This is a genomic window from Blastochloris viridis (assembly GCF_001402875.1).
GTDB classification, from domain to species: domain Bacteria; phylum Pseudomonadota; class Alphaproteobacteria; order Rhizobiales; family Xanthobacteraceae; genus Blastochloris; species Blastochloris viridis.
On sequence record NZ_CP012946.1, the window covers coordinates 151848 to 176629 of the forward strand.

General features: G+C 69.5%; 28 protein-coding genes and 1 pseudogene. 13 read left to right on the forward strand and 16 right to left on the reverse strand.

The window, feature by feature from the left end:
- Nucleotides 1-58: 58 nt before the first annotated feature.
- Both BVIR_RS00700 and ftsY read right to left on the reverse strand, forming a co-directional pair.
- Nucleotides 59-640, reverse strand: a complete 582-nt coding sequence (locus tag BVIR_RS00700) for a septation protein A (RefSeq protein ID WP_055036003.1) — start codon at nt 638-640, stop codon at nt 59-61.
- Nucleotides 641-642: 2 nt separating this feature from the next.
- A complete protein-coding gene (gene ftsY / locus BVIR_RS00705) occupies nt 643-1650 on the reverse strand; it encodes a signal recognition particle-docking protein FtsY (RefSeq protein ID WP_210165874.1) in 1008 nt (335 codons plus the stop codon).
- 51 nt (nt 1651-1701) lie between these two features.
- On the opposite strand from ftsY, the gene BVIR_RS00710 reads away from it, so the two are divergent.
- Nucleotides 1702-2400 carry an RluA family pseudouridine synthase gene (locus BVIR_RS00710; protein ID WP_055036004.1) on the forward strand — a complete coding sequence of 233 codons (699 nt, stop codon included), beginning with the start codon at nt 1702-1704 and terminating at the stop codon, nt 2398-2400.
- Nucleotides 2401-2493: 93 nt separating this feature from the next.
- On the opposite strand, the gene BVIR_RS00715 is transcribed toward BVIR_RS00710, so the two are convergent.
- Nucleotides 2494-2790: a hypothetical protein gene (locus BVIR_RS00715; RefSeq protein WP_055036005.1), complete on the reverse strand. Its 297-nt coding sequence runs from the start codon at nt 2788-2790 to the stop codon at nt 2494-2496.
- A gap of 151 nt (nt 2791-2941) precedes the next feature.
- Here BVIR_RS00715 and BVIR_RS00720 point away from each other — a divergent pair, with 151 nt between their 5' ends.
- Nucleotides 2942-4642, forward strand: a complete 1701-nt coding sequence (locus BVIR_RS00720) for a GGDEF and EAL domain-containing protein (RefSeq protein WP_236823644.1) — start codon at nt 2942-2944, stop codon at nt 4640-4642.
- A gap of 157 nt (nt 4643-4799) precedes the next feature.
- Here the strand turns inward: BVIR_RS00720 and phaR are convergent, their stop codons facing one another.
- Nucleotides 4800-5369, reverse strand: a complete 570-nt coding sequence (phaR, locus tag BVIR_RS00725) for a polyhydroxyalkanoate synthesis repressor PhaR (protein WP_055036006.1) — start codon at nt 5367-5369, stop codon at nt 4800-4802.
- A 261-nt stretch (nt 5370-5630) separates the two neighbouring features.
- Here phaR and BVIR_RS00730 point away from each other — a divergent pair, with 261 nt between their 5' ends.
- From BVIR_RS00730 to yddG, 3 genes are all read left to right on the forward strand, one after another.
- Complete coding sequence (locus tag BVIR_RS00730; RefSeq protein ID WP_055036007.1) at nt 5631-6809, forward strand: acetyl-CoA C-acetyltransferase; 1179 nt, start codon at nt 5631-5633, stop codon at nt 6807-6809.
- Between the two features lie 157 nt (nt 6810-6966).
- Complete coding sequence (phbB, locus tag BVIR_RS00735) at nt 6967-7692, forward strand: acetoacetyl-CoA reductase (RefSeq protein ID WP_055036008.1); 726 nt, start codon at nt 6967-6969, stop codon at nt 7690-7692.
- Between the two features lie 88 nt (nt 7693-7780).
- On the forward strand, nt 7781-8659 hold the full coding sequence (gene yddG, locus BVIR_RS00740) for an aromatic amino acid exporter YddG (RefSeq protein WP_055036009.1): 879 nt from the start codon (nt 7781-7783) through the stop codon (nt 8657-8659).
- On the opposite strand, the gene BVIR_RS00745 is transcribed toward yddG, so the two are convergent.
- Together BVIR_RS00745 and gloB are read right to left on the reverse strand one after the other, a co-directional pair.
- Nucleotides 8660-9157: a cupin domain-containing protein gene (locus tag BVIR_RS00745; protein ID WP_236823646.1), complete on the reverse strand. Its 498-nt coding sequence runs from the start codon at nt 9155-9157 to the stop codon at nt 8660-8662. It lies immediately after the preceding gene.
- Entirely contained in the window at nt 9157-9918 is a 762-nt protein-coding gene (gloB, locus tag BVIR_RS00750) for a hydroxyacylglutathione hydrolase (protein WP_055036010.1), read from the reverse strand. Before gloB ends, BVIR_RS00745 begins: the two co-directional genes overlap by 1 nt.
- A gap of 242 nt (nt 9919-10160) precedes the next feature.
- Here gloB and BVIR_RS00755 point away from each other — a divergent pair, with 242 nt between their 5' ends.
- Complete coding sequence (locus BVIR_RS00755) at nt 10161-10943, forward strand: class I SAM-dependent methyltransferase (protein WP_082416516.1); 783 nt, start codon at nt 10161-10163, stop codon at nt 10941-10943.
- Nucleotides 10944-10969: 26 nt separating this feature from the next.
- On the opposite strand, the gene BVIR_RS00760 is transcribed toward BVIR_RS00755, so the two are convergent.
- The 4 genes from BVIR_RS00760 to BVIR_RS00775 all read right to left on the reverse strand — a co-directional run bounded on the left by BVIR_RS00760 (nt 10970) and on the right by BVIR_RS00775 (nt 14472).
- The gene (locus BVIR_RS00760) at nt 10970-11320 is read right to left on the reverse strand and encodes a YnfA family protein (protein ID WP_055036011.1); all 351 of its coding nucleotides are present in this window, start codon (nt 11318-11320) and stop codon (nt 10970-10972) included.
- Nucleotides 11321-11419: 99 nt separating this feature from the next.
- Nucleotides 11420-12391, reverse strand: a complete 972-nt coding sequence (locus tag BVIR_RS00765) for a prephenate/arogenate dehydrogenase family protein (RefSeq protein WP_055036012.1) — start codon at nt 12389-12391, stop codon at nt 11420-11422.
- The gene (locus tag BVIR_RS00770) at nt 12384-13493 is read right to left on the reverse strand and encodes a pyridoxal phosphate-dependent aminotransferase (protein WP_055036013.1); all 1110 of its coding nucleotides are present in this window, start codon (nt 13491-13493) and stop codon (nt 12384-12386) included. The genes BVIR_RS00765 and BVIR_RS00770 overlap by 8 nt, the downstream gene beginning before the upstream one ends.
- Nucleotides 13494-13602: 109 nt before the next feature.
- Nucleotides 13603-14472, reverse strand: a complete 870-nt coding sequence (locus BVIR_RS00775) for a chorismate mutase (protein ID WP_055036014.1) — start codon at nt 14470-14472, stop codon at nt 13603-13605.
- A 186-nt stretch (nt 14473-14658) separates the two neighbouring features.
- Here BVIR_RS00775 and metX point away from each other — a divergent pair, with 186 nt between their 5' ends.
- Both metX and metW read left to right on the forward strand, forming a co-directional pair.
- Complete coding sequence (gene metX, locus BVIR_RS00780) at nt 14659-15846, forward strand: homoserine O-acetyltransferase MetX (RefSeq protein WP_055036015.1); 1188 nt, start codon at nt 14659-14661, stop codon at nt 15844-15846.
- The gene (metW, locus tag BVIR_RS00785) at nt 15843-16502 is read left to right on the forward strand and encodes a methionine biosynthesis protein MetW (protein WP_055036016.1); all 660 of its coding nucleotides are present in this window, start codon (nt 15843-15845) and stop codon (nt 16500-16502) included. The genes metX and metW overlap by 4 nt, the downstream gene beginning before the upstream one ends.
- Before the next feature lie 54 nt (nt 16503-16556).
- On the opposite strand, the gene BVIR_RS00790 is transcribed toward metW, so the two are convergent.
- Together BVIR_RS00790 and BVIR_RS00795 are read right to left on the reverse strand one after the other, a co-directional pair.
- The gene (locus BVIR_RS00790; RefSeq protein WP_055036017.1) at nt 16557-17138 is read right to left on the reverse strand and encodes an HD domain-containing protein; all 582 of its coding nucleotides are present in this window, start codon (nt 17136-17138) and stop codon (nt 16557-16559) included.
- A 147-nt stretch (nt 17139-17285) separates the two neighbouring features.
- Entirely contained in the window at nt 17286-18314 is a 1029-nt protein-coding gene (locus BVIR_RS00795) for a DUF2125 domain-containing protein (RefSeq protein WP_055036018.1), read from the reverse strand.
- A 158-nt stretch (nt 18315-18472) separates the two neighbouring features.
- Here BVIR_RS00795 and BVIR_RS00800 point away from each other — a divergent pair, with 158 nt between their 5' ends.
- The gene (locus tag BVIR_RS00800) at nt 18473-19075 is read left to right on the forward strand and encodes a gamma-glutamylcyclotransferase (RefSeq protein ID WP_082416518.1); all 603 of its coding nucleotides are present in this window, start codon (nt 18473-18475) and stop codon (nt 19073-19075) included.
- 37 nt (nt 19076-19112) lie between these two features.
- Here the strand turns inward: BVIR_RS00800 and BVIR_RS00805 are convergent, their stop codons facing one another.
- The 4 genes from BVIR_RS00805 to ftsE all read right to left on the reverse strand — a co-directional run bounded on the left by BVIR_RS00805 (nt 19113) and on the right by ftsE (nt 22306).
- Nucleotides 19113-19835: a lysophospholipid acyltransferase family protein gene (locus BVIR_RS00805; protein WP_055036019.1), complete on the reverse strand. Its 723-nt coding sequence runs from the start codon at nt 19833-19835 to the stop codon at nt 19113-19115.
- Nucleotides 19836-19850: 15 nt separating this feature from the next.
- On the reverse strand, nt 19851-20531 hold the full coding sequence (locus BVIR_RS00810) for a YdcF family protein (RefSeq protein ID WP_055036020.1): 681 nt from the start codon (nt 20529-20531) through the stop codon (nt 19851-19853).
- A 172-nt stretch (nt 20532-20703) separates the two neighbouring features.
- Nucleotides 20704-21642, reverse strand: a complete 939-nt coding sequence (locus BVIR_RS00815; RefSeq protein ID WP_055036021.1) for a cell division protein FtsX — start codon at nt 21640-21642, stop codon at nt 20704-20706.
- A gap of 4 nt (nt 21643-21646) precedes the next feature.
- Nucleotides 21647-22306 carry a cell division ATP-binding protein FtsE gene (ftsE, locus tag BVIR_RS00820; RefSeq protein WP_055036022.1) on the reverse strand — a complete coding sequence of 220 codons (660 nt, stop codon included), beginning with the start codon at nt 22304-22306 and terminating at the stop codon, nt 21647-21649.
- A gap of 290 nt (nt 22307-22596) precedes the next feature.
- On the opposite strand from ftsE, the pseudogene BVIR_RS17400 reads away from it, so the two are divergent.
- From BVIR_RS17400 to BVIR_RS00835, 4 genes and pseudogenes are all read left to right on the forward strand, one after another.
- Nucleotides 22597-22695, forward strand: a pseudogene (locus tag BVIR_RS17400) (zinc-ribbon domain-containing protein); the annotation flags it as partial.
- Between the two features lie 12 nt (nt 22696-22707).
- On the forward strand, nt 22708-23592 hold the full coding sequence (locus BVIR_RS00825) for a hypothetical protein (protein ID WP_055036023.1): 885 nt from the start codon (nt 22708-22710) through the stop codon (nt 23590-23592).
- 6 nt (nt 23593-23598) lie between these two features.
- Complete coding sequence (gene hpt / locus BVIR_RS00830) at nt 23599-24177, forward strand: hypoxanthine phosphoribosyltransferase (RefSeq protein WP_055036024.1); 579 nt, start codon at nt 23599-23601, stop codon at nt 24175-24177.
- Between the two features lie 225 nt (nt 24178-24402).
- Complete coding sequence (locus tag BVIR_RS00835) at nt 24403-24774, forward strand: response regulator (RefSeq protein WP_055036025.1); 372 nt, start codon at nt 24403-24405, stop codon at nt 24772-24774.
- Nucleotides 24775-24782 lie beyond the last annotated feature (8 nt).

A 24782-nucleotide genomic window follows, 5' to 3' on the forward strand; every position in this document is an offset into this window, starting at 1 on the left:
CCCGGATCGGTGCCGGATGCTCCGCATCCCGCGCCGTCCGGGACGACGATGGGATCGGCTACTTCGGCTTGTTGAGGGCGTGGCGCATCATCAGCGGATACTGCAGCGCGCTGAATACCAAGGTCAGTGGCAGGATGCCGAATACCTTGAAGCTGACCCAGAAATCGGTGGTCTGGGTGCGCCACACCACCTCGTTGAGGACGGCGAGCACGAAGAAGAACAGCGCCCACCGCACCGTCAGCTTCTTCCAGCCCTCGTTCGTCAGCGACACCACGCCGTCGAACACCAGTTCAAGCAGCGGCTTGCCGAAGGCGAGGCCGCCGAGCAGCACGGTGCCGAACAGCACGTTGATGATGGTCGGCTTGATCTTGATGAAGACGTCGTCCTGCAGCACCACGGTGAGGGTGCCGAACACCAGCACCACCGCGCCCGACACCAGCGGCATGACGGCGAGCCGCCGCGCCAGCAGCCAGTTCGCCGCCAGCGCGATCACCACCGCCACCATGAACGCCTGGGTGGCGATGAAGATGCCGTAGCGGCCGTTGGCGAAGAAGAACAACCCCAGCGGCCCCAGTTCGAGCGCGAGCTTGAGCAGCGGGTGGAGCTGGCGGCGCGCCGGCTGGGTTTCGGCAGTCGTCATCGTCAATCCTCCAGTCCGACCAGCGCACGGGCGAAATCGCGCGCAGCAAAGGGTTCGAGATCGTCGACGCCCTCTCCGACGCCGATGAAGTGGATCGGCAGGTCGAATTTGGCGGCGAGCGCGACCAGGATGCCGCCGCGGGCGGTGCCGTCGAGCTTGGTCATCACCAGACCGGTGACGCCCGCAGTCTTCTGAAAGGCCTCGACCTGCAACATCGCGTTCTGGCCGACGGTGGCATCCAGTACCAGCAGCACGGCGTGCGGTGCCGTTTCGTCCTGCTTCTTCAGCACGCGGATCACCTTTTCGAGCTCCGCCATCAGCGCCGCCTTATTCTGCAGCCGGCCGGCGGTGTCCACCATCAGGATGTCCGCGCCCCCGTCCTTGGCCGCGGCGAGCGCATCGAACGCCAATCCCGCGGCGTCGGCGCCCTGGGCGCCGGACACCACGGTGACCTTGGTGCGCTCGCCCCAAACCTTCAGCTGCTCGATGGCGGCGGCCCGGAATGTGTCGCCGGCGGCCAATACCACCTTCTTGCCCTCGGCGGTGAACTTTGCGGCGAGCTTGCCGATGGTGGTGGTTTTCCCTGAGCCGTTGACGCCGACCATCATCAGCACGAACGGCTTCTTCTCCGCGTCGATGGCGAGCGGCTTGGCCACCGGCTCCAGCACCGCTTCGATCTCGGTCGCCAGCACCGCTTTGACCTCGTCGGGCGAAATGTCGCGCTGGTAGCGCTCCTGACGCAGCACTCCGGCGATACGGCCGGCGGTGTCGATGCCGAGGTCGGCCTGGATCAGCAGGTCCTCCAGGTCTTCCAGCGTGCCGGCGTCGAGCTTGCGCTTGGTGAACAGGTCGGTGATGCCGGTCGACAGCGCGGACGCGGTGCGGGCGAGGCCGCCCTTCAGCCGCTGCCACCAGCTCAGCTTCGGCGCGGCCTCGACCACGGCCTCGGTCTCGGCAGACTCGCGGCGTCCGAACAGGCGGCCGAAGAAGCCGGGCTTATCTTGGGTCATGTTTGCCTTCGCACGTTGACGGGGCCTTCGCCCCTCGATAGCCCGAACCGGATGACGGGAGAAGAGTTGCAGGCGCGGCTGCTGCACCGCGACGCCATGATGCTGGTGATCGACAAGCCCGCCGGCCTGCCGGTGCATTCCGGCCCCAAAGGCGGTGAGAGCCTCGAACAGCTGTTCGACGCGCTGCGCTTCGGCCTGCCGCGCGCGCCAGCGCTCGCCCATCGGCTCGATAAGGACACCTCCGGCTGCCTGGTGCTGGGACGCCACCGCAAGGCTTTGGCGCGGCTCGGCGATTTATTCAAGAGCGGGCGCGTGTCCAAGACCTATTGGGCGGTGGTCGAAGGCACGCCGGACACCGATGAGGGGCTGATCGACCTGCCGCTGGCGACCAAGGAGCCCGGCCGCGGCTGGTGGATGAAGGTCGACCCGGCCGGGGCGCCGTCGAAGACGCGGTTCCGGGTGCGCGGTCGCGCGGCCTCCAGCCACGGCGGCGGCGACCTGACATGGGTGGAGTTTGAGCCTCTCACCGGTCGCACCCACCAACTGCGGGTCCATTCCGCAGCGTGCGGCTTTCCGATCCTGGGCGATGCCGTCTACGGCCAGGCGCTGCGGTTCGGCGGGCCGCCGCTGCACCTCCACGCCCGCGCCGTCACGGTGCCGTTCGCCCCCGGCGCCGAGCCTGTCACGGCAACCGCCCCGGTGCCCGAGCACATGCGCGCAGCGCTTGCTGCTTGCGGGGCCGAGGTGTGATGCAAGGCCCGGCCGGGCAGTCCGAAACCTCATGGCTTCGGTGTTGAAAAACCGTTTGACGGAAAGCGCACGACCCGCCGTTCAGGCGCCCTGTCAGGCCGCCGCCAGTTCCCGGCCCTGCGTCGCCGGCGCGGTGGTGGTGGCGCGGTAAGCTGCGGTGGCGACTTCGGGGGCGGCGCGGCGCTTGTCGCGGGTCCAGTCCATTCCCTCGGCGTGGGCGATCAGTTGCACCAGCAGCCCGGCGTCCGGCCGACGGCGGACGTTAAGTGCTCCTGGCGCGGTCGGCGTCGCCGGCTCGACCGCCACCAGCGCGGTGTCGGTCAGCGGCGCCACCTTCTCGGAGCGGAACCGGCTGGCGGTGGTGGGGCTGGTGATGGCGTTGATCATCATGGCGAGGCTCCTGTCCCATTCTGGGACACTTTAGGGCATCCTGTCACCCACCTTTCAAGCCGCGGGCCAGCGGCGATGGCGGTATTGGGCCGGCTTTAACGGTTGCCGGAGCAGGGTTCGCCAAACCTGCCGCTGACCCGGAGCCATTGCTGTGCCGACAGTCGACGACGCTGCATTTTCCGGTTCGGACGTGGTCGAGATGCTCGCCAGCCTCGGCCAGGCCCTCTATGTCTGGGATCTCGGCTCGGACACGCTCCAATGGAGCGCGGGGGCGGACCACGTCCTCGGCGTGCGCGATCGGGACCGGATCGACACCGGCCGCCGCTTCGCCGAGCTGGTCGCGCCGGCGACGGCGGTGTCCCGGTTTGACATGGTGGCCCGTTCCGGCACCGCTGCGCCGGGCTCCAAGGTGGCGTTCTGCGTCGAGTATGGGTTTTTCCCGGAGGGACCGAGCGGGGCGTCGGTCTGGCTGGAGGATTCCGGGCGCTGGCTGGCCGGCGCCGACGGTCGTCCGGTGCGGGTGAGCGGCATTGTCCGGGTCGTCACCGCGCGGCACGAGCGCGAGCAGGATCTGACGTTCCGGTCGCGGTTCGACCCGCTCACCGGCGAGATGAACCGGGCGCGGCTGGCCGAGGTGGTCGAGGAGGGCCTGGAGACCGCCCACAAGTACCGCTCATCGATCGGCTTTCTGCTTGCTGCGATCGACAATCTCGCGGTGATCAACAACGCCTACGGCTTCGACGTCGCCGACGACGTCATCGCCGCAGTGGCGCGCCGGCTGCGCTCGCGGCTGCGCGGGGGCGATGCGATCGGCCGCTTCTCCGGCAACAAGTTCGGCATCCTGATCCACAATTGCAGCGCCGAGGACCTTGACGTCGCCGCCCGCCGCCTGATCGAGGCGATGCGCAGCGACGTGGTTCACACCAAGGCCGGTCCGGTCGCGGTCACCATCTCGCTGGGCGGGGTGGTGGCTCCGCGCCACGCCCGCTCGACGCCGGAAATCTTCCTGCGCGCCCAGGAGACGCTGGACGCCGCCAAGCTCCGCCGCCGCGGCGCCTTCGTCGCCTATGTGCCGAGCGTGGAGCGGGAGGGCCAGCGCCGGGCCAACGCGCTGATCACCGACGAGATCGTCGGGGCGCTGAACCAGCGCCGGGTGTCGCTGGCGTTCCAGCCGATCGTGGCGACGACATCGCGGGACGTCGCGTTCCTGGAGGCGTTGATGCGGGTGCGGGGCGCGGACGGCACCCTGCTCGACGGCGCCCAGGTGGTTCCGGTGGCCGAAAGGCTGGGCCTGGTCCGGCTGATCGACCATCGCGTGCTGGAACTGGCGCTGGCCGAACTTGCCGAGCGGCCCGAGGTCCGGCTCTCGATCAATGTCTCGCCGTCCTCGACGCTGGACCGGGAGTGGTGCGACCTGTTGTCGGCGGGCCTGCGCCGAGCTCCGGAAATGGGGCGGCGGCTGATCGTCGAGATCACCGAGTCGGCGGCGATCCGCGACGTCGATGCCACCCGCGCCTTCGTCACCCGCGTCCGCGATCTCGGCTGCCTGGCGGCGATCGACGATTTTGGTGCCGGCTACACCTCGTTCCGCAATCTGCGCGAGCTTGCCGTCGACATGGTCAAGATCGACGGCGGCTTCGTGGCGCGGATGCAGGCCTCGCGCGACGACCGCGCCTTCGTCGAGACGCTGGTGCGGCTGGCGCGGCAGATGGACCTGAAGGCGGTGGCCGAGTGGGTGCAGGACGAGGCCACGGCCGCCGCGCTGGCGGAGATCGGCTGCGACTATCTGCAGGGCTCGCTGTTCGGCATGCCGCAGGAACGCGCCGCGCCGGCGGTGCACGGCGCGGCGTAAACGGCGCTGCGCCGGCGGGCCGCGACGCGCGGCCGAATCATACCGCGCCCGGATGATCGCGCCGTGATCCGCAAACAACCTCGCCGACGATGCTTGATCGGCGGGGTGTTTCGGCGACCGGACGACGAAACTCCGGCCTGATCGGCCGGAGCTGCGATCAATTGTCCCGTTCGGAAAGCTTGTCGATCCGCTTTTGCATTTCAGAGATCTGGCGCTTGAGGTCGCCGATCTCGTCGGTCAGTTCGGCCTTGGCGCCCTCCGCCGGTTCGCGCTTGGCGAACGGCAGGAACATGGTGAAGGTGCGCTCGAACATCTCCATGTTGCGTCGCGCCTGCTCCTCCATCAGCCCGCCGAACGGCCCCTGGGCGAAGCCGCCGGTCATCAACCCGCGGAACTTCTCCTGTTCCTTCGACAGGTTATCGAGCGACATGTCGAGATAACGCGGCACCAGCATCTGCATGCTGTCGCCATAGAACCGGATCAACTGGCGCAGGAACGTCACCGGGAGAAGGTTCTGGCCCTCCTTGTTCTCCTGCTCGAAAATGATCTGGCCGAGCACCGAACGGGTGATGTCGTCGCCGGTCTTGGCGTCGTAGACGAGGAAGTCTTCGCCGCTTTTCACCATCACGGCGAGATCTTCCAGGGTCACGTAGCTGCTGGTTCCGGTGTTGTAGAGTCGCCGGTTTGCGTATTTCTTGATGGTGATGGGATCGTGTGTCTTGGCCATTTTGCGGTGCGTCTCCCCGGGCAGCCCATCCTCAAGGCCGCTTTTCGTGAAGAATATGGCCTTTCCGCTCGGGCGGCTAGGTGATTCCGCGCGTCCTGCGGCGTTTGCGACACCTCCGAACGCATCAATTGACAGCGCAACGAACGGTAATGAAGGATGGTTGTGCCGGGCGGTGAAAACCGCAGCGGCAAGCCGGCTCGCCCGGTCAATGTCAGTCAGGCTAACAAGAATCTCGGGCACATAATAAATCGGGAGTGGGAGATGAAAGACGATGTCGTGATCGTCGGCGCGGCGCGCACGCCGGTCGGCACCTTCAACGGCACCCTGGCGAGCCAGCCGGCCCACGCGCTTGGCAAGATCGCCATCCAGGAGGCACTGAAACGCGCCAAGGTCGAGGGTGGCGAGGTCACCGAGGTGATCCTCGGCCAGATCCTCACCGCCGGCCAAGGCCAGAACCCGGCGCGGCAGGCGGCGATCGCTGCCGGTTTGCCGGTCGAGGTGCCGGCCTGGGGCGTCAACCAACTGTGCGGCTCGGGCCTGCGCTCGGTGGCGCTCGGTGCGGCGGCGATCGCCACCGGCGATGCCGGCATCGTGGTGGCCGGCGGCCAGGAATCGATGAGCCAGGCGCCGCACGTCGCTCACCTGCGCAACGGCGCCAAGATGGGGACGGTCGAATTCCTCGACACCATGCTGCGCGACGGGCTGTGGGACGCCTTCCAGGGCTACCACATGGGCAACACCGCCGAGAACGTCGCCAAGCAATGGCAGATCACCCGGCTTGAGCAGGATCAGTTCGCGGTGGCCTCGCAGAACAAGGCCGAGGCGGCGCAGAAGTCCGGCCGCTTCAAGGACGAGATCGTGCCGGTGGTGATCCCCTCCAAGAAGGGCGACATCGTCGTCGACACCGACGAGTTCCCCCGCCACGGCACCACGATCGAAGCGGTCCAGAAGCTGCGGCCTGCGTTCGAGAAGGATGGCACCGTCACCGCCGGCAACGCCTCGGGCATCAATGACGGCGCCGCCGCGCTGGTATTGATGAGCGCGGCCGAGGCCGCCAAGCGTGGGCTCACGCCGCTCGCCCGCATCGTGTCGTGGGCGCAGGCCGGCGTCGACCCGGCGCTGATGGGCTCGGGCCCGATCCCGGCTTCGCGCGCGGCGCTGAAGAAGGCCGGCTGGAGCGTCGAGGACCTCGACCTGATCGAGGCCAACGAGGCGTTCGCGGCGCAGGCCTGCGCCGTCAACAAGGACCTCGGCTGGGACACCGCGAAGGTCAACGTCAACGGCGGCGCCATCGCGCTCGGTCATCCGATCGGCGCCTCCGGCGCCCGCATCCTGGTGTCGCTGCTGCACGAGATGGGCAAACGCGACGCCAAGAAAGGGCTCGCGACGCTGTGCATCGGCGGCGGCATGGGCATCGCCATGTGTCTCGAGCGGTCCTGACCGGACCCGAGCGGCCTTGGCACATGGTCGACTGCGACGGGACGCCACAGCGCCCCGTCGCACGATTCCGACCCAAACTAGCGAAGTCACGAGCGTCACCGACAACGCGGGAGACAAAACCCGCGATTTTTCATCACGTTTAAAAGGGGAAACGGCTATGGGGCATGTTGTACTGGTCACCGGTGGAACGCGTGGCATCGGCGCGGCGGTCAGCCGGTCGCTCCACGCCGCCGGGCACACCGTCGCGGCCAACTATGCCAGCAACGACGCGGCGGCGGCCAAGTTCAAGGAAGAGACCGGCATCGCGGTCTATAAGTGGGACATTTCGTCCTTTGATGCCTGCGCTGCCGGCATCAAGCAGGTCGAGGCCGACCTCGGTCCGATCGAAATCCTGGTCAACAACGCCGGCATCACCCGAGATGCCATGTTCCACCGCATGAGCGTCGAGCAGTGGACGGCGGTGATCAATACCAACCTCAGTTCGCTGTTCAACATGTGCCGTCCGGTCATCGACGGCATGCGCGAGCGCAACTTCGGCCGCATCATCGTCATCTCGTCGATGAACGGTCAGAAGGGCCAGATCGGCCAAACCAATTATTCGGCGGCCAAGGCCGGCGAGATCGGCTTCATCAAGGCCTTGGCGCTGGAGAACGCCAAGAAGGGCATCACCGTCAACGCCATCTGCCCCGGCTACATCGGCACCGAGATGGTGCAGGCGGTGCCGAAGGACGTGCTGGAAAAGTCGATCCTGCCGCTGATCCCGGTCGGACGGCTCGGTGACCCGGACGAGATCGCCCGCGCGGTGATGTTCCTGGTCGACGACAAGGAAGGCTTCATCACCGGCGCCTCGATCTCGATCAATGGCGGCCAATACATGCCGTGACCGTGGGGCGGGGCGGCTCTCCTGCCAAACTGAGCTTGACGAAGGCGGGCGGGCCAGCGACACCGCGCTGTCCACGCCCGCCCGGTCCATGATCGCAGCATCCACCACCCGTTCGTCGACGCTCGTTGGCCTCGCCGCCATCGCCCTATGGTCGACGCTGGCGACGCTCACCGCCGCTTCCGGCGGCATCCCGCCGTTCCAGCTCGCCGCGGTGACGTTCCTGATCGGCTCCGCCGTTGGCGCCGTGCGCTGGATCGCGCGGCCGGCCGGCATTTATGCGCTGCGCCAGCCGGTGCCGGTGTGGCTGCTCGGGGTCGGCGGGCTGTTCGGCTACCACGCGCTGTATTTCATGGCGCTGCGGCTGGCGCCGCCGGCGGAGGCCGGCCTCATCAACTATCTGTGGCCGCTGCTCATCGTGCTGTTCTCGGCGGCGCTGCCCGGCGAGCGGCTTCGCCTCCACCATGTTGTCGGCGCCATGCTCGGCTTTGCCGGCACCATCGTGGTGGTGACCGGCGGGCGCGCAGTCGCCATCGACGACGCCTATCTGCCGGGGTTCGCCGCCGCGTTCGTGTGCGCCTTCGTGTGGGCGACCTATTCGGTGCTGTCGCGCCGCCTGCCAGACGTTCCGACCGACGCCGTGGCCGGGTTCTGCTTCGTCACCGCGGTGCTGTCGGCGCTGTGCCACCTTGCGGTGGAGGATACGGTGTGGCCCGCGGGCGCCACCGAATGGGCGGCGGTGGTGGCGCTGGGGTTGGGGCCGGTCGGGCTGGCGTTCTATGTGTGGGACCACGGCGTCAAGCGCGGCGACATTGCCGTGCTGGGCGCAGCGTCCTACGCCGCGCCGGTGCTCTCGACCGGCTTGCTGGTGATTGCGGGCTACGCCGCCGCGAGCTGGACGCTGCTCGCTGCGGCGGCGCTGATCACCGCCGGCGCGGTGGTGGCGGCGCTGGATTTCTTCCGGCGCTGATCAGCTTTTGGGCTGCCATCCCGCCGGCGCCAGCTCGAAACCGGGAAACACGAACGCTGGCGCCACGGTGCAGCCGACCAGCGTCCACGTGTGCGGCGACGCGCCGCCGAGCGGCTCGGCCGCTTGCCACACATCGGCCGGCACCACGATCTGCGGCCGCTGCCCGGCCGCAAGGTTTGGGCCGAGCACGGCGCTGGTCACCGGACCGGCCTCGCTTTCGGCCTGCGACAGCACCAGCGGGGCGCCGGCATAAAAATGCCAGACTTCGGCGGCGTCGACCTTGTGCCAGTGCGAGCGCTCGCCGGCGGCCAGCAGGAAAAAGATCGCCGACGAGGCGCCGCGGCCACCGGGGATGTCGCCGGCATCGCGGAAGGTCTCGCGATAATGGCCGCCCTCGGGATGGGGCTGAAGGCCGAGCAGGTCGATGACATCGCTGGCGGTGAGGGGCTGGGCCATCAGTGTTTCGGCCGTGAGATGGTGCAAGGTCGCATCGCTCATCAGAACCGGTCCTTTCGTCGCCGGAGTTCGGCGAATACGGCGGCCGCCGATGCGCCGGATAATCCCACCGCGGCGGCGACCTCCGGCCGGTCGGCGCGCAAAAACGGGTTGGTGGCGTTCTCCAGGCCGATGGTGGTCGGCAGGGTCGGCCGACCCTCGGCGTTCAACCGCTCGACCTCTGCCACCCGCGCGGCCAGCGCCGCGTTGTTCGGCTCGATGGTCAGGGCGAAGCGGGCGTTGGCGGCGGTGTATTCGTGGCCGCAATAGACCAGGGTGTCGTCCGGCAGGGCGCGCAGCCTGTCGAGCGAGGCCCACATCTCGGCCGCGCTGCCTTCGAACAGCCGGCCGCAGCCGAGCGAGAACAGGGTGTCGCCGACGAAGACGGCGCCGACGTCCGCGAACCAGAACGCAAGGTGGTCGAGGGTGTGGCCGGGCGTCGCCAGCACGGTGGCCGCGAGTGCGCCAACCCTGACGTGGTCGCCGTCGGCAAGGGTGGCGGTGGCGTGGGAGATGTCGCCGGACTTGGCCGCGAGCACCCGGCAGCCGGTGGCGGCGACCAACTCGGCAATACCGGCGGTGTGGTCGGCGTGGTGATGAGTGACCAGAATATCGGTGAGCCGCCAGCCGTTCGCCGCGAGCTCGGCCTGGATGGCGGCAGCGTCGGGTGCGTCGATCGCGGCAGTTGCGCGCGTCGCGGAATCGAAGATCAGGACGCCGTAATTGTCGGATCGGCAACGAAACTGGCGGATGGTGGCGGTCATGACGGTTCCGGCCCAGGGGACGATGGCGGTACGGTTTTGGGACGATAGCCTTTGTTTGCTCGCGGCTGCTTTCGCAAACCCGCGTCCCGCTGTTGCGGAACATGATCTAAGTATTTGTTGTTCATGATGTATTCTCAGGAGCTGTTGCCCCGTTCGCGCATCATGTTCTAGACGATGCAGGCTAGCATCAACCCCGTGCCGCCTGAAGCGGGCGGAAGGCTCTGCAACCCGATAGGCGCACCATGCCGCTCGACGTCGTCGATCTTCGCAGTTTCTACGCCCAGTCGCTCGGCATGGTGGCGCGGCGCTTCGTGTCGCGGGCGATCCGGGCGCGCTGGGCCAACGTCACCGGCGAGCGCATGATCGGGCTCGGCTATCCGACGCCCTATCTCGGCGTGTTCCGAGACGAGGCCGAGCGCACCTTGGCCTTCATGCCCGACAATCAGGGCGTGATGTACTGGCCGACCCGCGGGCCGTCGCTGGCGGCGCTGGTCGACTCCGCCGAACTGCCGTTGCCCGACGCCTCGATCGACCGGGTGCTGTGCGTCCACCTGATCGAGATGTCGGCCGATCCGGCGGTGGTGCTGCGCGAGGTGTGGCGGGCGCTGACTGCCGGCGGCCGGCTGCTGGCGGTGGTGCCGAACCGCTCGGGCCTGTGGGCCCGCATCGACTCGACGCCGTTCGGCCAGGGCCGACCCTATTCGAAATCGCAGATCGTCCACCTGTTGCGCGAAACCTGGTTCACGCCGGTGGGCTGGTCGGAAGCGCTCTATCTGCCGCCGGCGCCGCGCGGTCTGCTGTTGCGCTCGGCGCCGGCGTTGGAGCGGCTCGGCGCCTCGCTCGGCCTGCCGTTCGCCGGGGTCCACATTGTCGAGGCCACCAAGCAGGTCTACCGGCCGGCGCCGGTGCGGCGGACCCGGCTGGTGCCCTCGCTGGAGCCGGCGTTCGGTCCCGCCGCCGCCGGGGCGCGGGTGAGCCTCGGCGATGCGGTGGGGCGGGATGACAGCGGCGCCGTGGCGCGGTGACGGAACGGCGCCGGGGTCCGGCTTGATCAGCCGGATACCGGATAGGCCCGCGGTCCGAACAGGATGACGGCGGCGCCGACCAGACAGATCGCAGCGCCGGTCAGGTCCCAGCGGTCGGGCCGGCTGCCTTCGACCAACCACAGCCACATCAGCGCGGCGGTGATGTAGACGCCGCCATAGGCGGCGTACGTCCGGCCGGCGGCCGAGGAGTCGACCAGAGTCAGAAGATAGGCGAACGCCACCAGCGCGGCGACGCCGGGCAGCAGCCATAGCGGCGACTTGTCGAGCCGCAGCCACGCCCAGAATGCGAAGCAGCCGGCGATCTCGGCGAGTGCGGTTGCGGCATAGATCAGGGCGGTGGCGGCAATCGTGGTCATGGCTGGACGGTGTCATCTGCCGAGACGGAGCGCAACAGACCGCGGCGCGGAGGCCGGCTGCGGTCCATCCGGCTGCGGTCCGGTGCCGAGCGGGAGCGCCTACTCCCCGGCCCCGTAGGGCCGCGGCACCGGTACCCGCTCCCTGGCAGGGCTGGCCCGGCGGCCGAAGTCGGGCGCGGCGGTCTCCTGCCCGCTTTCGATGATCGAGCGGCGGATGGCGCGGGTGCGGGTGAACAGGTCGAACAATTTGTCGCCCTCGCCCCAGCGGATGGCGCGCTGCAGATAGGCCAGATCCTCGGTGAAGCGGCCGAGCATCTCCAGCACCGCCTCGCGGTTGGCGAGGAACACGTCGCGCCACATCGTCGGGTCGGAGGCGGCGATGCGGGTGAAGTCGCGGAAGCCGCCGGCCGAGAACTTGATCACCTCGCTCTTGGTCACCGCCGCCAGGTCGTCGGCGGTGCCGACGATGTTGTAGGCGATGAGGTGCGGCAGGTGGCTGGTGATGGCGAGCACCAGATCGTGGTGCTCCGGCGTCATCACCTCGACCTTGGCGCCGAGCTGCTCCCAATAGGTCGCGACCTGTCTCACCGCCAATGGGTCGCTGCCGTCGGGCGGCGTGAGGATGGTCCAGCGGCCCTCGAACAATTCGGCGAAGCCGGCGTCGGGGCCGGAATTCTCGGTGCCCGCCACCGGGTGGGCCGGCACGAACTGGACGTGGGCCGGCAAATGCGGCGCCATGTCCCGCACCACCGCGGCCTTGACCGAGCCGACGTCGGAGACGATGGCGCCCGGCTTGAGCGCCGGACCGATCTCGGCGGCGACGAGGCCCTGCGCGCCGACCGGCACGCAGGCGATGACGAGGTCGGCGGTCGCCACCGCCTCGGCGGCGGTGTCGACGACGACGTCGGCGAAGCCGAGGGCGCGGACACGGTGCCGCACCCGCTCGGAGGCGTCGGTGACGATCACCGTCGTGGCGGCCCCGCGGGCGCGGGTCGCCCGTGCCAGCGACGAGCCGATCAGCCCGGCGCCGATCAGCGCGACGGTGCCGAAAACCGGTGCGGCATCAGTCACCTCTGCCTCCGGTGAATACGGTCAGCGCCTCGACCACCAGGCGGTTGGCCTCCTCCGGTCCGACGGTGAGGCGGAGGCAGTCGGGCAGGCCATAGGCGGCAACGCCGCGCAGCACCAGCCCGCGGGCGGTGAGGAAGGCGTCGGCGTCCTTGGCGGTCTTGCCGGGCGTGGCCGGGAAGTGGATCAGCAGGAAGTTGCCGACGCTCGGCGTCACGGTGAGGCCGAGCTTGGCGATCGCCTCGGCGAGCCAGGGCAGCCAGCGGTCGTTGTGGGCCAGCGCGGCGTTGAGGTGGTCGGCGTCGGCCAGTGCGGCGACGCCGGCGGCGATCGACGGCGCGCCGACATTGAACGGCCCGCGGATGCGGTTCAGCGCGTCGACCACGTGGGCCGGGCCGTACATCCAGCCGAGGCGCAGGCCGGCGAGGCCGTAGATCTTGGAGAAGGTGCGGCACATCACGACGTTGTCGCACGTCGCCACCAGCTCGATGCCGGCCTCGTAGTCTTTGCGGCGAACGTATTCGGCGTAGGCGGCATCGAGCACCAGCAGCACGCTGGCGGGCAGGCTGTTCTGCAGCCGCCGCACCTCGTCGACCGGCAGATAGGTGCCGGTCGGATTGTTGGGGTTGGCGAGGAAGACCATCTTGGTCTTCGACGTCACCTTGGCCAGGATGGCGTCGACATTGGCGGTGCAGTCGGTCTCCGGCGCCACCACCGGCACGCCGCCGCACGCCAGGATGGCGAGCTTGTAGACCAGGAATCCGTAGGTGCAATAAATGGCCTCGTCGCCCGGCGCGATATAGGCGCGGGCCAGGAGGTTGAGGATCTCGTCGGAGCCGGCGCCACAGACGATGCGGGCGGGGTCGAGGCCGAAGGTCGAGCCGATCGCCTCGCGCAGCGCGGTCGAGGCGCCGTCGGGGTAGAACTCCAGCTTGTCGGCCAGCGCGGCGTAGGCGGCGATGGCGTGCTTGGAGGCGCCGAGCGGGGTCTCGTTCGACGACAGCTTGTAGACCTTGTCGACGCCCGGCGCGCCGCTCTTGCCCGGCACGTAAGGATCGATGGCGAGCACGCCAGGGCAGGGCAGCGGACGGACGGGCGCGTTCATGATCGAAACTCCGAAATATCGTGCAACGTAAATCGTGCGACTTGACTTGCGCCTGACCGAAGGGCGCCAGACGTGCGATTGCGGGAGGGGCGGGGCGCGGTCGGGCGGTTCAGCGGCCCACCGGAACCGGCTGGGCGCCGTCGCGCGCCACGGTATAGCGGCTGGCGTGGCCGCCGACGAGAGCGGTGTTGCGAACCGAGGCGCCCGCCTGCCGCATGGCGACGAGCACGTCGTCCAGCGCCCGCTCGGGCGGCAGCGACACCAGCAGCATGGCGCCGTCCAGCGCGCGGTCGGGCGCGGCGATGGTGTCGGCGAGCGGGGCGATGGCGCTCGCCACCTGAGGTCCCCAGCCGGCGACCCGCACGCTCACCGTCGTCACCTCGTTTGCCACCGCGTCCAGCGCCGGCCGCGCCACCACGAAGGTCGGCAGCCCGGCCGGGTGGTCGGCGCGCTCGACGAACGGCAGCCGGGCGATGATCTTGGGCGCGCCTGCGGCCTCCAGCGCGGTCCACCACGCGCCGTTGCCGGACAGGCTCGCCGCCGGCACCAAGGCGAGGTCGCCCTTGGAGGCGGCGACCGCCGCCAGCGCCCCGGCTGCGCCGACATGGGTCACGAACGGCACGGTGAAGCCGAAATGAAACCGCACGACGTCGCGCATCACCGCCTCGCCGGCCGAGAGGTCGGCGTGCACGGTGTAGGGCGCCTGCACCCAGGTGAAGGTCGCGATGATCACCCGCCAGATGCTCTCCACCGTGTCGAGCGGCAGCCGGCCGTGGTGCCGCGCGACCAGCCGTCGCATCATGTCCGCTTCGCGGGCAGGCCGGAACGCCGACCCGCTCTCGCTGGTCTGCTTCACCGCCACCAGGCGGTCGATGATCTCGCCGCGCTCCATCAAAAGACGGTGCATCTCGGCGTCGATGCGGTCGATGTCGGCCCGAAGCTGGGCCAGCGCGGAGAAGGGCGGGGTGGGCTTTGTCATAACCGTTTGATAGGCGGGATGCCGCAGGATGCAAGCCGTGCGCGTGGCGCTTTGCCGCGGCTCCGGCGGGCTGGGCGCTCCGTAGCGGTGTCAGAGGGCTTGACAGGCGATCTTGCCGGGCCGTTTCGTCCGTTGTAACGAACGAAACGGCGGTTGACGAGAACGATGGGACCGCAAAGGATTGGAATGACCAAGCACGCCAAGGCGAGGGTGTTCGATCTGGCTCGCCGCGAGACCGACGAGCCGTCGTCGCTGGTCGTGCGGTTCGGGGTCGAGCAGCCGCTGCGCCTGATGTCGGGCGCGGTGCTGGCGCCATGGCAATGCGCCTACCAGACCTACGGCACGCTGAATGCCGCCCGCAGCAACGCCATCCTGATCTGCCACGCTTTGACCGGCGACCAGCACGTCGCCAACGTCCACCCCGCCACCGGCAAGCCGGGGTGGTGGCAGACCATGGTCGGTCCGGGCAAGGCATTCGACACCGATCGCTATTTTGTGATCTGCGCCAACGTGCTGGGCGGCTGCATGGGCACCACCGGGCCGTCCTCGACCAATCCGGCGACCGGCAAGCCGTGGGCGCTCGATCTGCCGGTGGTGACCATCCGCGACATGGTCAACGCCCAGGCCAAGCTCATCGACCACCTCGGCATTGACACGCTGTTTGCGGTGGCCGGCGGCTCGATGGGCGGCATGCAGGTGCTGGAGTGGGCGGCGAGCTACCCGGACCGGGTGTTTTCGGCGCTGCCGATCGCCTCCGCCGCCCGCCACTCCGCCCAGAACATCGCGTTCGGCGAGGTCGGCCGCCAGGCGGTGATGGCGGACCCAGAATGGCACGGCGGCCGCTATATCGAAGCCGGCACCCGGCCGGAAAAGGGCCTCGCGGTGGCACGCATGGGCGGCCACATCACCTATCTGTCCGAGGCGGCGCTGCACAACAAGTTCGGCCGCCGCCTGCAGAACCGCACCACGCCGGGCTTCAGCTTCGACGCCGATTTCCAGGTCGAGAGCTACCTGCGCCACCAAGGCCTCAGCTTCGTCGAGCGGTTCGACGCCAACTCCTATCTCTATGTGACGCGGGCGATGGACTATTTCGATCTTGCCGCCGACCATGGCGGCATACTGGCTCAGGCGTTCCGCGGCACCAGGACGCGGTTCTGCGTCGTTTCCTTCAACTCCGACTGGCTGTTCCCGACCTCGGAGTCGCGCCAGATCGTCAAGGCGCTCAACGCCGCCGCCGCCTCGGTGTCGTTCGTCGAGATCGAGACCGACAAGGGCCACGACGCCTTCCTGCTCGACGTTCCGGAGTTCGAAGCCACCCTGCGCGGCTTCCTCGATGCCGCCGCCAAGGCGCGCGGCCTGCCGGTGGCGGCATGAGCGTGCTCGAAGCGTCCGCTGCGCCGGCGAAGCCGCTGAGCGCGATCAACGGTGCCCGCGTCGATCTTCTGACCGTCGCCGACATGATCGGGCCCGGGGCGCGGGTGCTCGACGTCGGCTGCGGCGACGGCGAGTTGCTCCGTCTTTTGGCCGAGACCCGCGGCGCCGACGCCCGCGGCATCGAGATCTCGCGCGAGGGCGTGAGTGCCTCAATGGCCAAGGGACTGGCGGTGATCCAGGGCGATGCCGACGCCGACCTTGCGCACTATCCCGACGACGCCTTCGACTTCGTGGTGCTGTCGCAGACGCTGCAGGCGATGCGCCGGCCGCGCTGGGTGATCGAGCAGATGCTGCGCATCGGCCGCCGCGGCATCGTGTCGTTCCCCAATTTCGGCCACTGGCGCATCCGCGCCCACCTGTTGTTCCGCGGCCGCATGCCGGTGACCGACAACCTGCCGGATTCCTGGTACGACACCCCCAACATCCATTTCTGCACCATCCGCGACTTCGTCGATCTGGTGCACGAGATCGACGTCGAGATCGAAAAGGCGGTGGCGCTCGACCGCTACGGACGCCCGGTGCGGGTCAATGTGCCGTGGTGGTTCTGGAACCTGTTCGGCGAGCAGGCGGTGTTTCTGCTGCGCCGACGGGGTTAGCGGGCGGGCCGTGCGTGGCGCGGACGTCCCGCGGCGACCTCGCCCGACCCGCTGCTATTCAGCCCCGGCCTGTTGCCGGATGCGGGCGCGCATGTCGTCGTCGATCAGCGCCCGGATGGCGGCGGTGAGCGGGTGGGCGGCGGTGTATTTGGTGCCGTAGCCGAGGTCGAAGGCGTAGTCGAAGTCGGGCGGATTTCGGCCCTGGGCGTGCTGGAGCATCGTCTCCAGTTTGTCGAACGCCTTGGCCAGCCGCGCTTCGGGCGAGGCGGCGGCCTCGTAGTCCTCCCACAGCGCCAGGATCTCGGTGCGGATCGCCGCCGGCAACGGCTCGGTGAGCGTTGCGAGGTCGGCGCGCTCGCGGGCGGCCTTGTCCGGCCCGCCGTCCTGCACCACCGCCGGCACGTCGCCATGGATCGCCTCGCCGAGGTCGTGCACCACGCAGATCTTGAGCAGCCGCGCGACGTCGATGCCCGGAACGGCGTCGGCGAACACCATCGCCATCAGGCATAGCCGCCAGGTGTGCTCGGCGGTGCTCTCCGGCCGGCCGCTGGAGGTGTGCGAGCAACGCAGCACATCCTTCAGCCGCTCGGCGCCGCGCACAAAGTCGAGCGCGCCGCGAATGTCGTCGGGGGACATGGCCTCTCCCTGGTCAAATGCAATCGTGCGAAATCCGGCCGATCAGGGCGGCGTTTCGTCGTCCGGTGGCCGGAACGCTCCTGTTCGACCAAGGGCTTTTCGGCGAGGCCGTTTTCGGAATCACGACGGGGCCAACCGCAAGCCGGATCAGAACAGCGGCGGGATGGCGCCGACCGGCAGCGGGCCGACCCGGATCAGCCCCTCGCGGAACGCGATCGGCAGCGACATCGCCGGGCGGCCGGCGATATCGCCCCTCTGGCTGATGGCGGCCAGGGTCGGCACCAGCGTCAATATCTCGCGCGGGAGCGCGCGGCGCTGCACCAGATCGGCCATCACCTGGTCGACGCCGTGCACCAGCACCCGCAGCGCGCCGTTGATCCGGCCGTGGGGATCGAGCGCGAGGGTGCCCGAGGCGTCGCTGGCGACGCCGTCGCTGATGACGCGCAGGCGGGTGATGTCGGCCTTGCCGCCGGCGATCGCCCAGCTTCTCAGCCGCTCGGCCTGGCTGGCGCCGCGGATGGCCTCGATGCCCGACACCCTCGCCTCGGCGTCGAGGTCGATGGCGCCGCGCACGCCGGGCAGCGCCAGCGGGCCGTCGAGCCGGTTGACCGAAAGGGTGACGTCGAGCGCAGTGCCGGCGTCCTGGCGATGCAGCAGAAGCTCGGCGCGCGGGCTCCGGAACGGCTGTGCCGCGTCGGCCACCCGGAGCGTGACGTCGGCGGCGACGGCGGTGAGCTGGTGGCGGCCGTCGAAATCATAGACGACGTCGGCGTGGGCGGCGGCGAACTCGGCCACCGCGATCTCGCGGCCGCCCGGACCGGGCTCGGCCACCCGCACCGGGCCGGTGAGTTCGAAACGGACCCGCTGCGGCTGCCACACCTCGGCCACCGCGACGATGCGGCTGCCGGCAATTTCGAGCGCCAGGCCGCGATTCTGGGCGAACAACGGCCGCTCGCACCTCAACTCGATGCGGAACGGAAAGCCGGCGACGGTGCGCTCGGCGCACGCGATCTGGCGGCCGGCGCCGCTTTCACGCGCCATCGCGCGGTCGATCTCGGCCTCGACGCGGTCGCGGGCGTGGCTCCACAGCGCCGACCAGCCGACGGCGAGCAGCACGAGCAGCACGAATGGCGCGACGAGCAGCCAGAAGCGACGGGAGGACAGCGGGCTGGGCATGGGCGTGATCGCGTTGGAAATCTGGAATTGGCCTGCTACCCAACGGGGAAGGCCGATGCCATGATTCCAGACCGAAATCGTGGCAGGCGGCCACCTTGTTGGCTTGCCCGGGGCGGGTCGCCTGACCCGCCGCGGGCAGGCGGGCCCAGGCGAACAACATGCCGAAAGGACCGGTTTCCGTCGCCGCTGTCAACGGACAGCTGGCGGGAAGCAGCAATGACGCAGCGGAGCCGTCGATCGACGTCTCCGGCCACTGGGTGTTCGGCTATGGCTCGCTGATGTGGCGGCCGGGGTTCGACTATGTCGAACGCCATCCGGCCCGGCTGACCGGCGCCCACCGCGCGCTGTGCCTGCTCTCGCACGTTCACCGCGGCACCCCGGAGCGTCCCGGCCTCGTGCTTGGCCTCGACCTCGGCGGCCAGTGCGTCGGCGTCGCCTATCGGGTCGAGGCGGCAGCGTGGGACGACACGCTGGCCTATTTGCGCGAGCGCGAGCAGACCACCAAGGCTTATCGCGAGGTCCACCGCCGGGTGCAGCTGATCAAGCATCCCGAGCGCGAGGTGATGGCGCTGGTCTACGTCATCGACCGCGCCCACCACCAATATGCCGGCACCCTCAGCCGCGAGGAGCAGCTTCACCTCGTGCGCCAGGGCCATGGCCGCTCCGGCGCCAACCGCGACTACGTGCTGGCGACGGTGGCCGAGCTGGAGCGGCTCGGCATCCGCGACGAGGAGCTGATCTGGCTCGCCGAGCGATTGTGACCCGAAACGCCGGCCTGATCGGCCGGATTTCGCGCGATCACCCCTGCTTGCGCCCCTCGGCCACCAGCCTGTCGGTGGCGGTCTCGATGTCGTTCTGCAGGCGCGCCATGAACTGCGCCCGCGGCAGGCCGGGCGGGATCGGCGGCAGGAACTCCGCTATGATGGTGCCGGGAAAGCGCCGGAACGTCCGTCGCCGCCAGAACAGCCCGGAATTGAGCGCCACCGGCACGCACGGCACCTTGAGCTGGCCGTAGAGCAGGCCGATGCCGGGCTTGTAGTCGGGCTCGGCGCCGACCGGGCGGCGGGTGCCCTCGGGAAAGATGATGATCTGGCGGCCGAACGCGATGGCGGCGCGGGCTTCCTCGCTCATGCGGCGCAAGGCGACGGCGCCGCCGGAGCGGTCGACCGCGATCATGCCGGCGCGCTTGCAGTACCAGCCATAGAGCGGCAGCCAGCCCAGTTCGCGCTTGTAGACGAACACCGGGTCGGCCAGCACTCCGACGAGGCCGAAGGTCTCCCACGCCGACTGGTGCTTGGAGGCGATCAGCAACGGGCCGGGCGGCAGGTTTTCCAGGCCGCGGAACTCGATCCGGATGCCGGCGACCACCCCCAGCAGCCAGTTGGTGCTGCGCCCCCAATACTGGGTGGCGCGGATGACGTGCCGGCGCGACAGCGCCAGCAGCGGCAAATAGAGAATGGCTTGGACGGCAAGGTTCAAATAAAACAGAACGTTGAACAGAATAGAACGTAGAATCACCACGGCGGAGCCCCTGGGTCAATCGGAGTTGGCGGCGGCAACCGTGCCGCTCGAGGTGGCCGGCTCAAGCCGGATGCGAACGCGGGCGGCGATATACTTGAGATATTCGAGCGCGATCAGTCGGGCAAATCGGGCGTTGGCCCACCACGGCCCGGCGCGCAGCTGGTCGGACACCACCGGGAACGCGATCAGCCGCACGCCCGGCACCGCGCTGCCGAGTTCGAGCAGCGTGCGCGGCATGTGGTAGGCCGACGTCACCACCACCAGCGAGCGGAAACCGTGCCGCCGCACCCACGCCCCGGTTTCGGCGGCGTTGCCGGTGGTGTTGAGCGCCCGGCGGTCGATGTCGACGCAGCAGGCAAACAGCGCCGGGCTTTGCGAGGTCAGGCGGGCGAGCTCATCGACCCGCGTCGCCGGGTGGACGCCGGTGATCAGCAGGCGGTGGCCGTGGCCGCGTTCGAGCAGGTCCAGCGCGTCGTCGATGCGGGAGGCGCCCCCGGTCAGCACCACGATGGCGTCGGCCTTCTCGGTCAGCGGCCGTGGCTGGACGTCGAGCCCGGACAGGAACCAGACGAAGCCGGCGACCCCGGCGCACAGCAGCACCAACGCCGAAAATCCGCCCACCAGCACCGCCGTTTTGAGGCGGTGGTGCCGATCGGGCGTCACGTTCACCGGACCGCGATCCTGCGCAAAGGCCATGCCCCCCTCCGGGGTCGAGGATAAAACACTGCGTGCGCGGGTGGAAACCTGCGCCTGCATCGGGAGCCCCGCCAATGGCGGGCGGCCGGAGCCGGTGGATGCACCACCGCCGGCGCGCGCGCAACCCTTGGGCCGGCAAGGCCTTGCAGGACCGGGGGACGCGCCGCCCCGCTCAGTCGAACGAGCGGAGCGTCGAGCGCACCGTGACGCGGGTGGTCGTCGCGGTCACGGCGGCGACGGTCAGCACCAGCGCGACGATCAGCAGATAGCTCTGGCCCGGCAGCGCCAGCCCGCCGATCAGGGTGGCCGCGCCGCCGGTGCCGTCGGCAAGGCCGCTGCCGGCAAGGGCGCCGATCAGCAGGAACAGCACCATGGCGACGGCGCCGCCGGTCGCCGCCCCTCTCAGCCCGAGCAGGAGGAAATGGCGCTGGAACTGGACGGCGATGAAGGAATCCTTGGCGCCGACCAGGTGCAGCACCTCAACGACGTTGCGGTTGACCGAGACCGCGCCGCGGGTGGCGAAGGCGACGCACAGCGCGGTCGCCACCAGCACGAGGCCGGTGACGGCGATCCCGGCGGCAACCACGGTGTCGGCCATCGTGACCAGATAGGCCGACCAGGCGCGGTGGTCGTCGAGGCTGGCATTGGGCACCTTTTCGGCGAGCTGGCGCCGGAGCGCCGGCGAATCGAGCCCGCCACTGCCGAGCTGGAGGCCGATCAGCCGCGGCACCGGCAGGCCGGTGAGGTCGAGCCCGGCGCCCAGCCACGGCTCCAGCAGGTGCTCGGCCTCGGCCTGGCTGTAGACGCGGACGTCGACGATGCCGGGCGCGGCGCGGGCGACCTCGCCGGCGCGGCGGACGTCCTCGGTGAGGTTGCGGCCCTCGACCGGGCGCACCTGGATCGTCATCTCGCGGGCGACGTCGGAGCGCCAGTCGGTGGCGGCGTCGTAGACCAGGCCGACGGCGCCGACCGCCAGCGCGGCCAGGAAGGTCATGATCGCCACCACCGCCACCAGCGCGGTGCCGGAGATGCTGCTGGTCGGGATGATCGCGCCGGGCGGCCGCGGGCCGTGGCCGCTTTCGGTTTGGGTCAGCTCCGGGTCCGGGCTCATCGACTCACTCATAGACGTGAAGGCGGCCGTCGGCGAGCACCAGTCGCGTGGCGTCGAACTGGTCCATGAGGGCGAGGTCGTGGGTGGCGATCACGATCGAGGTGCCGAGCCTGTGCAACTCGGCGAACAGCTTGAGCAGGCGACGGGCCAGCGAGGGATCGACGTTGCCGGTCGGCTCGTCGGCGAGCAGCAGCTCGGGCCGGCCGATCAGGGCGCGGGCGATGGCGGCGCGCTGCTTCTCGCCGCCCGACAGCGTCGGCGGCAGCGCCGAGGCGCGCTCGCCGAGGCCGACCCAGTGCAGCAGCTCGATCACCTCGGTGCGGTAGCTCGCCTCCTCCCGCCCCAGCACCCGGAGCGGCAGCGCCACGTTCTCGTATGTGGTGAGGTGGTCGAGCAGGCGGAAATCCTGAAACACGATGCCGATGCGCCGGCGGATGATCGCCACCTCGTCGGGCTCGAGGCTGGTGACCTCGCGGCCGAACACCGACACCAGGCCTCGGGTCGGCTTCAGCGACAGGAACAACAGCCGCAGCAGCGAGGTCTTGCCGGCGCCGGAGGGGCCGGTGAGAAACTGGAACGAGTTCTGCTCGATCGAGAAGGTGAGGTCGCGCAGCACCTCCGCTCCCATGCCATAGCGCAGGCCGACGTTCTCGAAACGGATCACTGGCGCCTCCGGGCGATAGAGCAGGCCGGCCCGCGCCGCCGCACGGCGCGCCGCCTCCCCTGCAAACGGGGCAACTCTGGCAGGATTGTGCCCGCCGGGCGACCTTGCGCATTTTCCGCCCCGATGGGAACCGGGCGCGCGGCCGCCGGTTGCCGCGTCGGGGCTGGCCGTCGCCGGCACGGCAACCGAAACGCGCGCAAATTTCGCGCGACGTGTCGGTCGCGCCAACGAGGTTTCCAGTCCGTTAACGGTCGTTGGTGCAAACTGCGCTCGAAACCTCAGTGTCGGCCATGCTGCTCGCTTGCCCTAGCTGCTCCTCTGCATTCCGCGTCCCTGCCGCCGCCATCGCGGCGGAAGGGCGATCCGTGCGGTGCTCCGCCTGCCAATATGTCTGGATTGCGATGCCGGCCGATCTCGTGCCGGAGCCGCAATTGGAGGACGCGTTGGTCGGCGCGGTGGCCCCGGTCGCGAGTTTGACCGGTGATTCGCGGCTCGACGCCGAAGTCGAAGCCGCGTTCGCCGAAGCCGACCGCAGCTTCGAGGCGATCGGCGCGGACGACGATATCATCGCCATCGACCGGCCGTTCGAAGACGAGGTGATGATCGAGGCCGCCGACGCGCCGCCGCTGGCGCCCAGCGCGGAGCCGCCCGGCGGGGAGCTGGCTGGCGAGATCGAGCCTGGTCCACAGCAGGGCGCCGCGCGAAAAGCGCCGGCGGTGGAGCTTCGCGACGATGACGAGACGGCGTCGCTCGAGGCGGTCGCGGCCGACTCTGCCGCTGCGGCCGATTCGGCCGAGCCGGTGCGGCCGCGGCGCCGAGCGCTGGTCGAGCGGCCACGTCCGTGGACGCGGGCGATGCACATCGCCACCACCGCGGTGGTGGCGATGGTCGCCGCCGCGCTGATCTGGCGCTCAGACCTGGTGCGGCTGTCGCCCAGCCTGGGCGGCTTCTTTCAGGCGCTCGGCATGCCGGTGAACCTGCGCGGGCTGGAATTCCACGAGGTGAAGGCGGTTCGCGACGTCAAGGACGGCATCCCGGTGCTGTCGGTCGAGGGCTATGTGTTCAATCCGGGCCCCAAGGCCGCCGAGATTTCGAAACTGCGGATGGCGGTGGTCGGGCCGAATGGCCGCGAACTCTATGCCTGGACGGCAGAACCGGCGCAGCCCATGTTGTCAGCAGGCGAAAGCTTCATGATGCGAAGCCGCCTCGCCTCGCCGCCGCAGGACGGCCAGGAGGTCCTGGTCCGGTTCCTGCTCAAGCGGGATCTGGTCAACGCCAAGCCCTGAGGGCCCATGACGGTCGAAACACCATCCCCCGCGTCGACACCGCTGCCTGCTGTCCGTGTGCTTTACGACGCCGACGCCATCGCCGCCCGCAATCGCGAACTCGCCGAGGAGATTGCGGCGATCCACCCCCATCGCCTGCTGGTGGTGTGCGTGCTCAAGGGCAGCTTCGTGTTCGCGGCCGACCTGATTCGCGCGCTGCACGCCGCCGGTGTCGCGCCCGAGGTCGAGTTCATCATCCTGTCGAGCTATCGCACCTCGACCGTCTCCTCCGGCCGGGTCCAGATCCTGCGGGACGTCGAGAGCGAGGTGCGCGGCCGAGACGTGCTGTTGGTCGACGACATCCTGGAATCCGGCCGCACGCTGGCGTTCGCCAAGGACCTTTTGGCCGCGCGCGGGGCGGCACGGGTGCGGACCTGCGTGCTGCTCGAAAAGCCCGGCAAGCGCGCCGTCAAGGTCGACGCCGATTTCCTCGGGTTTCGCTGCGAGGACGTGTTCGTGGTCGGCTACGGCATGGACATCGCCCACGCCTTTCGCCAGTTGCCGTTCGTCGGCGTGGTCGATCATGCCGACGTGCCCCCCGGCTGAACGGGCCGGGTGGAGCCGTTGGCCGATGCGAGGCCCGGCCTCCGGTCTTGGACGGTGTTGCGATTGCCGGCCCGCGCCCGGCGCGGGCGCTCCGCGCGCGGCAAGGGCTTGGCGGCTTCAGCCGCCGGGAGCGGGACCGAATGCCGCTGCGCCAACCTGGCGGCGGGGGTGGGATGGGAAATCGCGCGGCGGCCGCACGGGTTCCGCAACAGACGGAGTGATGCGATGGCGCGCATCCTGATCGCCGAAGACGATGCCGAGGTCCGCACCCTGGTGATCCGGGCACTCGCCATCCAGGGCCATGAGGTCACCGCTGCCGAGGATGGCGGCGAGGCGCTGGATATCCTCAACCGCGAGGACGGCCGCTTCGATTTGTTGCTGTCCGACATCAAGATGCCGGTGATGGACGGCATCGCCCTCGCTTTGACCGCGACGCGCGACTACCCGCGGCTGCCGATCCTGCTGATGACTGGCTACGCCGATCAGCGCGAGCGCGCCCACGGCCTCGACGCCATCGTCCGCGACGTGCTGTCGAAGCCGTTCACGCTGCCCGAGCTGCGGGCGGCGGTCGCCGCGGTGCTGGCGCCGGCGGCATGAACGGGACT